The 13,654-nt window shown below is 63.2% G+C and carries 16 protein-coding genes; 4 read left to right on the forward strand and 12 right to left on the reverse strand.

All coding sequences use genetic code 11. The features are described 5' to 3' along the window. Positions 1 to 280: 280 nt before the first annotated feature. The 10 genes from JHN63_RS37045 to JHN63_RS37090 form a co-directional block, all read right to left on the reverse strand. Positions 281 to 703, reverse strand: coding sequence for a PIN domain nuclease (locus JHN63_RS37045; protein WP_200689233.1), 423 nt, complete (start codon positions 701 to 703; stop codon positions 281 to 283). Then, entirely contained in the window at positions 700 to 915 is a 216-nt protein-coding gene (locus JHN63_RS37050) for a type II toxin-antitoxin system VapB family antitoxin (protein ID WP_200689234.1), read from the reverse strand. Before JHN63_RS37050 ends, JHN63_RS37045 begins: the two co-directional genes overlap by 4 nt. A gap of 178 nt (positions 916 to 1,093) precedes the next feature. Further along, positions 1,094 to 2,080, reverse strand: coding sequence for a hypothetical protein (locus JHN63_RS37055; RefSeq protein WP_200689237.1), 987 nt, complete (start codon positions 2,078 to 2,080; stop codon positions 1,094 to 1,096). A 274-nt stretch (positions 2,081 to 2,354) separates the two neighbouring features. Then, positions 2,355 to 2,558, reverse strand: a complete 204-nt coding sequence (locus tag JHN63_RS37060) for a hypothetical protein (protein ID WP_200689238.1) — start codon at positions 2,556 to 2,558, stop codon at positions 2,355 to 2,357. Between the two features lie 341 nt (positions 2,559 to 2,899). Further along, entirely contained in the window at positions 2,900 to 3,310 is a 411-nt protein-coding gene (locus JHN63_RS37065; RefSeq protein WP_200689239.1) for a hypothetical protein, read from the reverse strand. 423 nt (positions 3,311 to 3,733) lie between these two features. Then, positions 3,734 to 5,872, reverse strand: coding sequence for a tetratricopeptide repeat protein (locus JHN63_RS37070; protein ID WP_200689240.1), 2,139 nt, complete (start codon positions 5,870 to 5,872; stop codon positions 3,734 to 3,736). A gap of 1,117 nt (positions 5,873 to 6,989) precedes the next feature. Beyond that, positions 6,990 to 7,511 (reverse strand): hypothetical protein, encoded by a 522-nt coding sequence (locus tag JHN63_RS37075; protein WP_200689242.1) that lies wholly within the window; start codon positions 7,509 to 7,511, stop codon positions 6,990 to 6,992. Positions 7,512 to 7,638: 127 nt separating this feature from the next. Beyond that, the gene (locus tag JHN63_RS37080) at positions 7,639 to 8,034 is read right to left on the reverse strand and encodes a hypothetical protein (protein ID WP_200689243.1); all 396 of its coding nucleotides are present in this window, start codon (positions 8,032 to 8,034) and stop codon (positions 7,639 to 7,641) included. Continuing rightward, positions 8,028 to 8,456 carry an ATP-binding protein gene (locus JHN63_RS37085; protein WP_200689244.1) on the reverse strand — a complete coding sequence of 143 codons (429 nt, stop codon included), beginning with the start codon at positions 8,454 to 8,456 and terminating at the stop codon, positions 8,028 to 8,030. Before JHN63_RS37085 ends, JHN63_RS37080 begins: the two co-directional genes overlap by 7 nt. Before the next feature lie 46 nt (positions 8,457 to 8,502). Beyond that, positions 8,503 to 8,910 carry an NUDIX hydrolase gene (locus JHN63_RS37090; protein WP_200689253.1) on the reverse strand — a complete coding sequence of 136 codons (408 nt, stop codon included), beginning with the start codon at positions 8,908 to 8,910 and terminating at the stop codon, positions 8,503 to 8,505. 110 nt (positions 8,911 to 9,020) lie between these two features. Here JHN63_RS37090 and JHN63_RS37095 point away from each other — a divergent pair, with 110 nt between their 5' ends. From JHN63_RS37095 to JHN63_RS37110, 4 genes are all read left to right on the forward strand, one after another. Further along, complete coding sequence (locus tag JHN63_RS37095) at positions 9,021 to 9,809, forward strand: GntR family transcriptional regulator (protein ID WP_200689245.1); 789 nt, start codon at positions 9,021 to 9,023, stop codon at positions 9,807 to 9,809. A 167-nt stretch (positions 9,810 to 9,976) separates the two neighbouring features. Beyond that, a complete protein-coding gene (locus JHN63_RS37100; protein ID WP_200689247.1) occupies positions 9,977 to 10,333 on the forward strand; it encodes a hypothetical protein in 357 nt (118 codons plus the stop codon). Beyond that, on the forward strand, positions 10,333 to 11,715 hold the full coding sequence (locus tag JHN63_RS37105) for an FtsK/SpoIIIE domain-containing protein (RefSeq protein ID WP_200689250.1): 1,383 nt from the start codon (positions 10,333 to 10,335) through the stop codon (positions 11,713 to 11,715). Before JHN63_RS37100 ends, JHN63_RS37105 begins: the two co-directional genes overlap by 1 nt. A gap of 81 nt (positions 11,716 to 11,796) precedes the next feature. Then, the gene (locus tag JHN63_RS37110; protein ID WP_234478260.1) at positions 11,797 to 12,321 is read left to right on the forward strand and encodes a DUF2637 domain-containing protein; all 525 of its coding nucleotides are present in this window, start codon (positions 11,797 to 11,799) and stop codon (positions 12,319 to 12,321) included. Here JHN63_RS37110 and JHN63_RS37115 read toward each other — a convergent pair. Together JHN63_RS37115 and JHN63_RS37120 are read right to left on the reverse strand one after the other, a co-directional pair. Next, complete coding sequence (locus JHN63_RS37115) at positions 12,302 to 12,724, reverse strand: hypothetical protein (RefSeq protein ID WP_200689251.1); 423 nt, start codon at positions 12,722 to 12,724, stop codon at positions 12,302 to 12,304. The two genes, JHN63_RS37110 and JHN63_RS37115, sit on opposite strands and share 20 nt — an antisense overlap. Then, entirely contained in the window at positions 12,721 to 13,551 is an 831-nt protein-coding gene (locus JHN63_RS37120) for an IS5 family transposase (RefSeq protein WP_200689252.1), read from the reverse strand. The genes JHN63_RS37115 and JHN63_RS37120 overlap by 4 nt, the downstream gene beginning before the upstream one ends. Positions 13,552 to 13,654 lie beyond the last annotated feature (103 nt).

Below are 13,654 nucleotides of genomic sequence, written 5' to 3' on the forward strand. Positions count from 1 at the left end.
ACACGTTACTTACCGCCCTCTGAAACCAACCGAGACGGCCAACGTCGAAGGGCCCCGCTGCGAACAGAGGGGCCCTTCGACATCGTGCCCGGTGAGGCACTGGCGGAGGATACGAGATTCGAACTCGTGAGGGGTTGCCCCCAACACGCTTTCCAAATGTTCGTCTGGGGGTTCGGGGATGTGCGGGAGCGCTCTGACCTGCGGTGCGGCCCACTCGGGTGGGGCCTCTGAACGATGTCGTACGGCGATGAACGCAACCAGAACTGCAACCACCGCTGACCTACTTGCCGTGTTCCGGGCCGTACCACTGGAGGGCTTGCCCGGTCACCGCGGCGATGCACTCGAAGTCGTGATCGCGATGGAGCAGAGCGAGCCCTTGCAGCTCAGCGGTCGCGGCGACGACCAGGTCGACAGCTCCGGCACTTCGGTGTTTCCCCTGCTTGGTCAGGGCTTCCTGGACCTGCCAGGCGCGGTCGTAGGCGCGGTCGTCGACGGGAACCCAGCCGAAGATCAGCCGCATGTCCTCGATGCCGCGCGCCCGGTCGGCGGCTGATCGTGCGCTGTAGAAGAACTCGAGCTCGGTGATCGGGCAGGTAGCGATGAGTCCGGCCGCGGCGGCTTGGTCCCAGCCGTACTGCTCCGCTTCCCCGCGCATGAACCGTGCGAGCGCGCTGGTGTCGATCAGGAACTGGGCCGCGTTCACCGGCGGTAGTTCTGCTTGTTCTCGAACAGTTCCAGATCGAATGCGCCGTCGCCCGCCGCAGCCCGCAGTCGGGCGAGAGCCAGGGCACGACGCCGGCTCTCCAGCACCTCACGAAGAGCGGTGTTGACAGTCTCCTTCTTGGTGCTGGTCCCGAGGGCCTTCGCCACGTCCGCGACCAGGTCGTCGTCCAGGTCGATAACCGTCCGGCTCACTTGCGCCTCCCTGATATCGAGTGTGGGGTCAAGTATATCTTGCGAGGTTTGCTTGCGGGGTGCGCGGGCGGCACCAGGCGCCGCGGTGGGGCGGTTCGACTCCTGGGCCTCCCCTGGCCGCCCCACCGCGGGCCGCGCCCGGCGCGACGAGCGGGCAACGAAAATATTCGTCGATTTTCTATTCTCCACTGACATGAGAAGCTCCATTCTCCACATCATCGGGATGCACGATGGAGTCCTGGATATCCGAGATGCACATAAGTGACTTGACCGATACGACCCGGCTATTGCCAATCCAAAGTACTCTGAAGGCGAGGGAGCCCTTTCCGGCCATCTTTGATGCTTGTGATTCTGAAAGGTCAACCACATTGGCCGCCTCTCTGAAGCCGATATATGGCGGCAGGAGATCGGAAATTCGATAGTAGAGATTCTTCCCGTCCACCCAGGATCGCCCCACCTGTGCGGGAGTAATGGCGGGAGCATCTGCCTCATCGCGGCAACCGCTTCGGAGTTTGGCATGAAGGATCTTGACGTGGCTCATGGCTCCCATTCTTTGCAGCAGGGCCCCTGTGCGTTCGCCGCGAATTCTCTCATCGGCATCCGGATCCCGTACCGCGCCAGAGTCAATGATTGACGATGCACGCAACGCTGATTGCTCTTCATGTGCATCAATGATCAAATGCTCCGCGCTCGCCGCACAAGTTTCCGAACTTCCGGCTTCCACCAGTCCACGAGCGCGGGTGAACGCGCTGTTCATCATGGTGTCCAGGAGTTTATTGGCGGACATTCCGCCTGTCATGGAAAACCATGCTTCCAGGGCACCTTCTATCATCGCAGACCTGATGTCAGAGACCTCATAATGAAATTTTCGTGCCAGCTCCTTCGACCACCCCCCGAAGTATGGAGTTAGCAGATCCAGTAGGATCATCAACCACTTCTCTCGCTCCTGTTCATTGCCTTCCCTCGCCAAAGTGCCCACCGACTCCCAGAGGCGCAAGCTTGCTACGGATTTTGATCGGCCAAGTCGAACTTTCTTGCGCAACACCTGATATGTGGGATGGCTCTTGATTGCGCAGACTTGAACATCGCCGACATGCGTACAGATGGGTTCCATGCCGCAGTCGCGCAGAACTCGCTCAGTGATGAGGGTGAAGATATCGCGCATGGTTTTCCTCTCGTGCCGCCAGAACGGATCTATGGAAAATCATGAGGGAGGAAGTCGCCCTTCGGGTATTTCCGCTTGGATCCAGCTCCATTGAGTGAACTATGTTTGGCGGCACGACAATGTGCGTCGCAGGAGTACCGGCACTCGGCAAGTGGCGCGCTCGGCCTGCGGCAGAGGGAGGTCCTTGGCCGCAAGCGAATGCATGTCGACCTCGCACCAAAGGCCCTGACGGTTCACCGGAACCGGCTGTGGCGCCGCCACGCGCACGGCTGCGTCAACCGCTGCGGGCGCACAACTGGCTGTCGAGGCTGGTGCGTAGCCGTCCTTCGGCGATGATGTCGCCCTTGCTGAAGCACTGCTCGTGCAGGAGTTCGTGGCCACCTAGGTTGCCGAGCGCGGGCAGGTGACGCTGAGCGCTGTTGGTGCTGCCGAGTGCCAGCAGAGAGGCGTCGATGGCTCGTCCAGATCGACGGCCCACCCGCCGCGGTCTTGAAAGTACCGAAGGAGTGCGGCGCTGCTGATGACAGTCGGGTCGTCGTGGAGGCCACTAGAACCGTCGAAGGGCCCCACCGCGAACGGTGGGGCCCTTCGACATCGTGCCCGGTGAGGCACTGGCGGAGGATACGAGATTCGAACTCGTGAGGGGTTGCCCCCAACACGCTTTCCAACTGTGGGGGTGTCACCGGGGGCTTCGTACAGGGCCGTTCACCTGGGTTCACGGGCGGCTGACGGCTGGATGGGTGCGGCCGTCTGGTCCCGCCTGAACGTCGGCGAACGGTGCTGAATGAGACGGAAACTGAGACGAGGCTGCCCCGGATTTCATGTCTCTTGGATCACTGCCCGGGCGACCTGCGTGAAGTCTCGGAGACGAGAGTGGACGACTCTCAGTGTCTCGTTGAACCTGTCTCTTAGCTCTGGGAACCGTGCACTCTCTGCGTCGTCGGCAAGAGCATGAAGTCCCTGCATGGCAGTCATCATGCACTCGTTGACCGATCCGTGGAGCTTGCGGGCGGCGCCTTCAGCCGACGCCGGCCCATCAATCTGGACTGAGGCGAGTCTGCGACGCGCGGAGATCACGTGCGGGATGACCTCTTCTCCTAGCCAGTTGTAGAGGTCCGGGACATCCGGTGTTGCGGCGGTTAGGCCTCGGCCTACCGATTCCAGTCCGTCTACGGCACCTTGAGTGGCATCAAGGAAGTCGCCGTACGCGGCATGCTGCTTCTCTCGCAACCACCTGTCCCGCTCGGCCTGGACCTGCACATGTTGCTGCCAACGAAGTGACCACCAGGTCAACACCCCTGCGCAGGTGGTGGCGGTGGCTCCTACTAGAGCCCCAAGCATGGCTGCCCAACCCGGATCCATGACTCAGATGCTTCCCAACTCGGAAGGCCGGGACACAGTGCACCTCAGCTTGGGAAGCTAAGGGTGTTTAGGACTCGTTCTGGGGTTGGCCTGCGACGGAGCAGCGTCGGGGCTGTGTAGGCGCTCGACCGGTTCCCCGCAGGATCTGGCACGGGTCTAGCACTAGTTGCGAGAAGGCTTGGTAGGTCGCAACGGTGACGGCATCGAAACTCCCTGACACGTGCACCTGTTGGCCCGTAATGTCGTCTGATCAGTGAACCACTTGAAACGCGCACTTTCCCATCCCTAGCATCATTGACGCAGTTGGGCTTCGCTCAAATGAGTTCGCGTGAGACGGGTAGTGGGATGTTCTTGGCCGAAGATTCTTTCATATTCAGCTAGCGCACGTTCGTACGACGCAACTGCCTGCGCAAGGTCACCAGACTCCAAATATGCGCTCGCAAGATTTGTGAGCACTTTCAGTGTATTGGGATGACTGTCACCCAAAACGCGTTGCATATCTGCGAGTGTCGACTCATATACGGCGATAGCTCGCGCAGTATCTCCACGCTGCAAATATGTTCCCGCGAGATTGTTCTTTGATGCCAGGGTGGACGGGTGATCTGGCCCCAGCACGCTTTCTCTGTCAGCAAGGACAGATTCATAAAGCCGAATCGCCCGTTCAAGTTCTCCGGATTCCTGATAGGCCCCTGCGAGGTTGTTCTTTGTAGCTAGTGTAAGCGGGTGCCTGTCTCCTATGATCCGTTCGGCGGTAGACAAGGTTTCCTCGTAAAGGGGAATCGCTCGCCCTAGGTCACCGACAGCCTCATAGGCGCCTGCCAGATTATTGCGAAACGTTAGAGTGGAAGGGTGGTCAGGTCCTAGAAGTCTCTCCCGATCGGCAAGGGTAGACTCATAGAGAGGGATTGCGCTTCCCAGATCACCCATCATCTCAAAAGCACTTGCAAGATTATTGCGGGTAGTCAGGGTGTCTGGGTGATCAGGGCCAAGGATTCGCTCGCAGTCGGCAAGCGTCGACTCATAAAGAGGAACGGCGCGGCCGAGGTTCCCTGCAAATTTGTAGGCTCCCGCGAGATTATTCTTTGAAGCGAGGGTGGAAGGATGGTCGGGACCAAGGACGCGTTCCCGGTCGGCGAGAGTGGACTCGTAAAGGGGAATCGCACGACCGAGATCGCCAATCGCTTCGAGCGCACTCGCCAAATTATTCCGAAAATTCAGAGAATCCGGGTGATCTGCCCCAAGGATGCGCTCACTGTCGGCAAGCGTTGTCTCATACAAGCGAATGGCTTGGGCGAGATCACCAGATGTTTGGTATGCATAGGCGAGATTGTTCCGTGAGGAAAGCGTATCGGGATGGTCGGAGCCCAGTACCTGCTCGCGTCGACTTAGAGCCTGCTCGTAAAGATCTTGCGCGCGACCGACGTCGCCAATCTCTCTGTAGGCGGTAGCGAGGTTGCCAAGAGTTGTGAGAGTGGCCGGGTGATTCTCACCTAGGACCTGGATGCGCTCCGCAAGCGTCTGCCTGTATAGAGGGATTGCAACATCGAAATCACCCACAGCGGTAAGGCTTGTCGCGAGGTTATTTTTGATTGTGAGAATCTGAGGATCAGACGGTGAGAGAAATTCTTGTGAATCAACAAGCGCCTTCCGGTAGACCTGAATAGCCTCCGAATGATTCCCCGTCTCCTGAAGAAGGGAAGCCAACCCTAGGCGCGTAACCAGGAGGTCGGGACTGGTCCTACCTAGATAATCTTCCTGATCTGCCAAAACTTGCCTGAACAGCTCAACAGAGCGTTCTTGAGAGGCGAGTCGCGTCCGCAGGGAAAATACGCTTGGATGATGCTCTCCCAGCACACTTTGCATGCGTTCGATCTCGTGCTGGATTTGAGCAGATACTGAGCGAGATTCCTCAGATGGGCTCACCCTGGCTGCCCGTACAGAAGAGCCAGAGGCTGAGATTGTGGAGTTATCGGAAAGTGCAAGCCAATTACCTGAAAGTTCACTCTGTTCTGGAGGGGTTCCCTGGGTGAATTCGAGTGAAGTGGACTCGCATAGTTCTACAATTTCATGAGTGACGGTGACCATTGATTTTGCGCTAGAGAACGAGTAGATTTCAACTGGGTATCTTGAGGCGGCAGCCAAAAGTCGCTCGTTTACGCTAGAGTCGGTGACGATCACTCCGAAGCAGCCACCAGTTGGACTACGACGTTGCCGAATATCCGAAACCGTTTCACTCAAGCCAATTACCCAGCTTGCCAGTGCATTTTTGAAACCCAATCGGATCTCGAATAGCGCCAATACGCCGTTGCGCTCCATCAGGGCATCGACTCGTGAATCTCCCTCCAGGTATTCACGGATACCATGCCACCCGGAGTCGCTCAACTGCTGAACGAGATTTTCCACGAGAGTTTGTTCAATATCGCGGCTCAAGGGACGCTCCTAACGTATTTCCAAGAGAGTTCCTTCTTCCATTCGACCCAATTGATAAACATGGGCAAAGGTGTGAGAATGGCAGACACGAACAAGGATAGAGAAATCCCTAGGATGTTTGCTTCTCTTGAGTCTCCGGAATGCGGTGTTGCGAGTTGCCAAGTAATGAGGGCTGCGGCTGTGAGGAAGAAGACTCCACTGAATGTAAAGGCTAGCTTTGCTCCAGGAGATCTAAGGGGTGAGCGCGCTTCGCGCGCGAGTAGCGTGGTCCGAGTCTGCGTGTCTTCAATCAAACATCGAGAAAGAGTGGGGCGCCCTTTGCGTCTGCCTTCATTGAGGGAGGTTTCAAGGCCTCCCCAGAGTGCATCTGTGCCGCGCACTAGAATTTCCGTCGCCGTGACGGCACGGGATGATGCCGACGCATTAGGCTGATTCGAAGCTGTTACCTTAATTCGGAATTCAAGTTTCGTATTGCTTACGCAGAAAAATTCGGCTTCGCAATCAACTAGCGGGACAATGAAATCCAGACTGGCCGCTGTTGCACGCGGAAAACTGCTCCGAACCTTCGCTTGGACCTGAGCTGGGTTCATATGCGGATGCTCCACGAGCCCGCTCACGATGATCTGTGGCGCTGCCACCTGCGGGGCCCCCAGGTCTGGTCAAACGTCTGCATTAGATGGTGCACACCTTACTGTGCCTCAGAAGACCTGCGTGGGCTCTCCTTGCGGTCCGAGGTCGGTGGAACGGCTTTGGGGTGGCGCTGCTTTGGCGCGAGTGATCTTGGCCCCGTAAGCTTCCGGCGCGTCGGGCAGTCTGTGGACCTGCCTGTTAAAGCACGACGTAGGGGCCAAGATCTTCGAGGCTCGCGCCAAAGTGGCTCCGTAAAGCCGTGGAGACGACCGCCCCAGCCACGATGTACCCCTTCTCTGGCATCAGGCGGCTGCATGCTCTGAGCGCGGCCCGGGCGCCGGCCGGGCCGGAGCGGGGCGGAGACAGGAGCGCAGGCCCGGCCGGGGGCCGGGCCGCGCGCGGGGAGCGGAGCGAGCCGCCTTGAACCAGTAGAGAAAGTTGTAACTCAGTCGGTCGGATGGCCAAGTCATGTAGCGAGAGTGATTCTCTACAACTCATGCTCCGCTTGCCGTGCGGCTTCGATGAACGAGTCGACTGAGGCCAGATAGGCGTCAACGGCTTGGCGGAAGCCCTCGGCTTCGCGGATCTCCTCCTCGACGGCTACGAGGCGGATGTACGCCTCGCCGGAGGCTATATGGACCGCGTTCGCCGCCGCTATCGGACCGGGATGACATTCGAGAGAGACGGCGGCCAGTGAACGCATGAACGGTCCGTAGGCGTCGCGTAGTTGATCCCGGAGCGCTGAGAGGGATGCCCGGCGTGCCTCTTGGTCTTGCAGCGTCAAGTACCTGGGGATCCTGCGGTACACGATCCCCATGTCGTTGGCTTGCTGGATGAAACCCAGATGTGTGGCTCTGTGTGCCTCGCGCTTCCGTGCGACTTCCGAGGCTTCAGCCGCCGCCTGCGCCTGGACGCGGGCGGCCTGCGTGTTGCCTTTGCTGGTCACCCAACTGGCCACCACTGCTGTGGCCGCAGTCAACAACGCCACCCACAGAGCGCCATCGTCCATGAGGCACAGTGTGAGTCACGCAGACCAACTTGCACAGAGTGCGTAGGTTCGAGCACGTCCCGCGCCCGGATCATGGCACCGAAGTAGAGACCTGCTCTCGATGCACATCCTGGGAAGATGCCAAGCATCAACTGGAATAGGCATCGGTCCCACGGGGCTTGAAGTCGTGCACGCACGCTGGGAGTTCGGCGTCGTGGCGGTGTGCGAGCGGTAGGAAAAGCGCTGGTCGGACTGTCCATGTGATGCGTGTGGTGACGTGGGTGACGGACACCGCCCACGGGTCCCTGCGCAGGAGGGCTCGTCTCGTGTCGATGCGGTGATCGTAGAGCCGCTCCCACGCTTCTTGAGAAGCGTCCGTGTCGAGGGCCGGTGAGATGGTGCGGAGGATCGTCGACACCCAACTGTCCGCCTCGCGCTCCGAGTAGGCGTCGTAGGAGCCGAACAGCGTCGGCGGCAACTGCCCGCCCACCCCTTCCGTCCAGCACTCGCACCAGAACCCGCGCTTGGTCGTGACGCTCAGCATGGGTGCCCTCCTCGTCGTACGTCCGTGAAGAGCTCCGCGGTGACGGTGTGACCGCCGTCGCTGTCGTGGACCACGACCCGGTGCGCGATCGCGCTGACCATGCCCAGCCCCCGGCCGTGCTCCGCCTCCTGGCCCTGGTGCTTGACCTTCGGAGCTGTCCCGGTGCCCCCGCCATCCGTCACCGACAGCGCGACCACCTGCGAGGACACCGCAAGCGCCAGATGGAAACTGCCGGCCTCCCGCCCACTGGCCGTGTGGAGGATCGCGTTCGCGCTCAGCTCGCTGACGATTAGTTCGGCGTCGTCGGCCAGGGGCGAGTCGCGCAGGATGTCGCGTGTCCAGCGGCGGGCCCGGCTGACCTCTTCCGGGAAACCTGGGCAAGTGAGCCCCCAGACCCGCGCTGTGCTCGTATACTCGTGCATACAAGTTCCTTCGTGCTGGTAGGCCGCCATGTGCAGCGGGTTCGGGCTAGACGAGTTTCACGCCGTCGTGGGCGCGGATGGCCGGCGGAGACGCCGCGTCGAGTGCGTCCAGGACGCGGATCGCGTATGCCTCGTCGGCGAGTTCGGATACTTCTTCGCGGGTGGCCCAGCGCAGTGCGCGGGTCTCGTCCCCGGTGGTGGGTGTGCCGTCGGCGGCCTGGCAGCGGAAGACCAGGGAGACGATCAGCCCGGTCATGTTCTTGTAGACGCCGGTGAGGATCGCGGGGAGTGCGATCTTGATGCCGGTTTCTTCGAGGACTTCGCGCTGGAGGGCCTCGGGGAGGGTTTCGTCTCGCTCGACGACGCCACCCGGGGGTTCCCACTTGCCGTTGTCGCGGCGCTTGATCAGGAGGGCGCGGCCGTGGTCGTCGACGATGACTCCGGCGACGCTCATGGAGTGCGGACGGTCAGTGCTCACGTTCCTCGGCCCTCCCGGCTGGCTAGGCTCTCCACCGTAGCAACAACACTCGCCCACTCGTCTAGATACCTAAAGGAGTACTCACTGTGAGCCCTCTCCGTTCCGGCTTGCTCGGCGATCTCGACCCCACGAGTGATCGTGCGGTCTTCCGGCAGATCGCCGACCAGTTGCGCGAGGCCATCGACCGTGGGCGGTTCAAGGAGGGCGAGAAGCTGCCCTCGGAAGCTGACCTGGTTGAGCACTACGGGGTGTCCCGCATGACCGTCCGCAACTCCTTCTCCGTCCTCCAGGGCGAGGGCCTGGTGCATGCCGAGCACGGCAAGGGCGTCTTTGTCCGGCCCCGGCCGCCTGTACGGCGTCTCGCCTCCGACCGGTTCGCCCGTCGCCATCGCGAGCAGGGGAAGTCCGCGTTCATCGTCGAGGCGGACGCCGCCGGCAGTCACCCCCAGGTCGACAGTCTGGAGGTCAAGGAGGAGAAGGCCAGCCAGGACATCTCCACGCGACTCGGTTCCGTACGGCGCGTGCTCGCCCGTCGGCGCCGGTACCTGCTGGACGGGAAGCCGGTCGAGTTCGCCACCTCCTACCTTCCCCTCGACATCGCGCGCGGTACGCAGATCGCCGAACCCAACCCGGGCCCCGGCGGTATCTACGCCCGCCTCGAAGAGCTCGGCCACCACCTCGACCACTTCGAGGAGGAGATCCGCGCCCGGATGCCCTCGCCCACCGAGGTGAAGACGCTCCGGCTGGCCTCCGGCGTGCCGGTGATCCACCTCATCCGCACCGCGTACGACACCGAAGGGCGGGCCGTGGAGGTCTGCGACACGGTCATGGCGGCGGACGCGTACGTGCTGTCGTACCAGCTCCCCGCGACCTGATCCCGTGACTGGCGGTGGTGCGCGGGGACGTTTCCCGAACTCGTACACCCCAACATGCATACTCGTATAGACGAGTGGGCAAGTTGTGTGGCAGGGTGGTCCGCATGAACCCGGAGATCGGGTTCGCGGATCGCTACATGTATAGACGAGTAGATAGGGAAACTTCCTTGCGTACCATCCGTGTTGAGACCACCGCCGCGACGATCCTGCTGACCGAGGCCCCGGAGCCGAAGGTCCGCGACCGTCAGACCGGCGAGATCGCCAAGGACGCCGTCAGCGGCGAGGCGCTCATGACGCTCGGCGTCGTCTACATCGAGGAGGGCGAGTCGTCCCTCATCAAGGTCACCGTCCCCGAGGGCGGTGTGTCCGAGGGACTGGCGCTCGGCGCTCCGGTCTCGCTCCCGGGACTGGTCGCCCGTCCCTGGGAGAGCGTGTTCAACGGGCAGCAGCGCCACGGCATCGCCTTCCGCGCCGCCGCCGTCACTCCGGCCGCGTTCCCCGTTGCCGCTGAGGTCGCTGCCTGATGACCGACCTGACGACGCTCCTGGAGGTGGGTGGTCCCCTCGCCGCACTCGGCGGCGGGGCCGCCTACACCCGGGCCAAGCACCCGGCCGCGTACTGGTCCACGATCGGCCTGCCGATATCCACCACCCGCCTGCTCAGCTCGTACGGCTCAGTCATGGAGGCCTGCGGCCTGACCGTCGCCCCGTCCCGGCTGCGCGTACTCGCCGTCAAGGCCACCACCCGCCGCGAGGTCCGCCCCGTACCGCCCCGCCGGGGCATTATCCGGCCCACTACGACCGGTCTGCGGATACGTCTGCGGCTCGCCCCGGGCCAGGAACCCGCCGACGTCGCCGCTTCCGCCGAACGGCTGCGGCACGCCTGGGGAGTTCACGCCGTCTACGTCACCACCCTCAAGCCCGGCGTCGTCGAACTCCGCCTAGTCGGCTACGACGTTCTACGGCGGGTCCGCATGCCCCGCACCCGCAAGCTCCCGTCCGGTCTCCTGAAGGTGCCGGTGGCTTTGCGGGAGGACGCGACCCCGTTCGTACGCGACTACCGCACCGTTCCGCACCAACTCACCCTCGGGGCAACCCTGTCGGGCAAGTCCATGTACCTGCGCCATCTCGTCGCCGGACTGGCCCGGCAACCCGTCGCCCTGGTCGGCATCGACTGCAAGCGCGGCGTCGAACTGGCGCCGTTCGCTGCCCGGCTCTCCGCGCTGGCCACCGACCCCGACCAGGCGGCCGAGCTGCTGCCTGCGCTCATCAAGGAAATGCAGGACCGATACGACCTGATCAAGGCCCGGCAGGGCATCGCCCCCGGCACCCCGGACGAGGAGATCACCTCGGACATCTGGGGCCTGCCCGAGAACCAACGCCCCGTGCCCATCGTGCTGTTCGTCGACGAGGTTGCCGAACTCTTCCTCGTCGCCACGAAGAAGGAGGAGGAACGACGGGACGAGATGGTCACCCAGCTCATCCGCCTCGCCCAACTCGGCCGCGCCGCCGGCATCTACCTCGAAGTCTGCGGCCAGCGCTTCGGCGCCGAACTCGGCAAGGGCGCCACCATGCTCCGCGCGCAACTCACCGGCCGCGTCTGCCACCGCGTCAACGACGAAGCCTCCGCCAAAATGGCACTCGGCGACATCGCCCCCGAAGCTGTAGGTGCCGCCTGCGCCATCGCCCCCGAACGCCCCGGCCTGGCCGTCGCGGGGGATACCTCCGGCGGCTGGTCCCGCATCCGCACGCCCTACCTGTCCCTCGGCGACGCCGCCGAGATCTGCCGCGACTCCGCGCACCTGGTGCCCGACCTGCCCGCACTCAAGCGCTTCCAGCCGTACGCACCCGTACGCCCGGCCGCTACTTCGAAGGGGAACGTCCAGCCGCGCCCCGCGACCAACTGACCTTCTCGCAACCCGGTTTGGCGCGACCGCCTCGCGCCACGTCCCTACCCCTCCATGCCCGAACCCGGAAGGAGCCGCATCATGCGCGCCCAACTGGCCCGCGTCGACGCGGTACTCGTCCAAGCCCTCATCGCCGCCGCCCTCTCCTTCGCCCACCTGCACGACATCGCCTCGGCGGCCGGACAGGACGGGTGGAAAGCGTGGGCCTACCCCATCAGCGTCGATCTCCTGCTCGTCGCCGCCTGGCGCCGACTGAGGACCGGCGACGCAAAGGCCTCCGGCTGGTGCTGGTTCGTCATCGCACTGACCGCGTCCCTCGGCGCGAATGTCGCCACCGCCGGCCTGCTCGACCTCGATGACGTCCCCGCCTGGCTGCGCATCCTCGTCGCGGGCTGGCCCGCCGTCGCTTTCCTCGGCGGAACCCTCCTCGCCCACACCACAACACCCCCAGCAACCAACGATGTTGAGGCCGTCGCCCTTCGGGAGGACGTACCCGAACCCTCGCCTCAGAGGGCGGTAAGTAACGTGTTGCCCGTTTCGGGCTTACGGTTCGGGCTGTCGGGCTGGTGGTGGCCGCTCCGGGCGGCTATGGCCGTGGCTGGGTGAACAACCCCTGCTCGGACTCGATCAGGATTCCGCGTTCGACCAGCCGCTTGAGCTTCAGCCGGACGTTGTTGACGTTGCTGGGCACGATCTCCAGGTCCATCGCCTCGCAGACCGCCCGTGCCCGCAGCGGGGCGTCGGCCGCGGCGAACACCGCCATGATCTGCCGGTAGGCCGGATGGTCCGGCAGCTTCGCGGCCGGCGGCGTCGGCGGGGACGGATCAGGCAGCGCCAGCAGGGTCTTGCGGGTGATGCGGATCTCCTCGGCGACCCGGTCGAACTCCCCTAATTGCGCGGTGAGTTCTGTGATGCGTCCCCGCGTGGCCTCGGCCTGCGTGGCGATCTCGCGCTCTTGCTCCTCCAGGTGCGCCAGCACCGCTCCCAAGGTCAGCTCGCTGCCGCTCATGCGCCGCGCCAGGTGGGGGTGGAGGTCGCGGTCAGCATCCGGGCCATCCGGTCGCTTATGGCCCAGTACACCCTCGACTCGGCGGAGGCGGGCCGGTGCTCGTAGTCCCGTACCAGCCTGCGGTGCAGCATCATGATCCCGTTCACCTGCTCCACCACCCACCTCTTGGGCTGCGGGACGAACCCGCTGGTTGCCGGGTTGCGCTCGACGACTTCGACGTTGATGCCCACCTTCTGCCCGTGATCGATGACGGCGGTCTTGAACCCCTGGTCCACCAGGGCCTTCTGCACCGTGTCGGTGTCGGCGGCGACCTTGTCCAGCAAGGCGATACCGGCGGCGTTGTCGTGCGCCGACGCGGCCAGCACCACCACCGCGATCACCAGACCGAGAACATCAACTGCCAGGCCGCGCTTGCGGCCTGCGACTTTTTTTGCCGCGTCCCTTCCGGTGGTGTCGGCGGGCACCCCGACGGCCGCGTGCAGGCTCTGGGTGTCGAGCACCACCAGGCTCGGGTCGGCCTTACGCCCCCGGCTCTCGCGGACCTGCCAGCGCAGCAGGTCGTGGATGGTCTGGTCGGTGCCGTCGTCGCGCCACTTGTAAAAGTAGTACTTCACCGCGCCGACCGGGGGCAGGTCGTGGGGGAGGTAGTCCCACTGGCAGCCGGTACGGGACTGGTAGAGCAGGGCGTTGACGATCTCCCGCATCCCGTAGGCGCCCTGGTGGCCGCTGACGGAGGGATGCTGAGCCTTCCAGGAGGCGATGACGGGCTCGATCAGGGCCCACCGCTCGTCGGACAAGTCGCTCTTGTAGGGCTGGCGGTCGCTCACGAAGAACACTCCAGCACGACAGGACTCCCGGATCAGCCCCGATACACCTGCGCCACACGTTCCAGCGACAACAAACGTGACATCACGTCACATACCGCCCTCT

Source organism: Streptomyces sp. MBT65 (assembly GCF_016612545.1).
Lineage (GTDB): Bacteria > Actinomycetota > Actinomycetes > Streptomycetales > Streptomycetaceae > Streptomyces.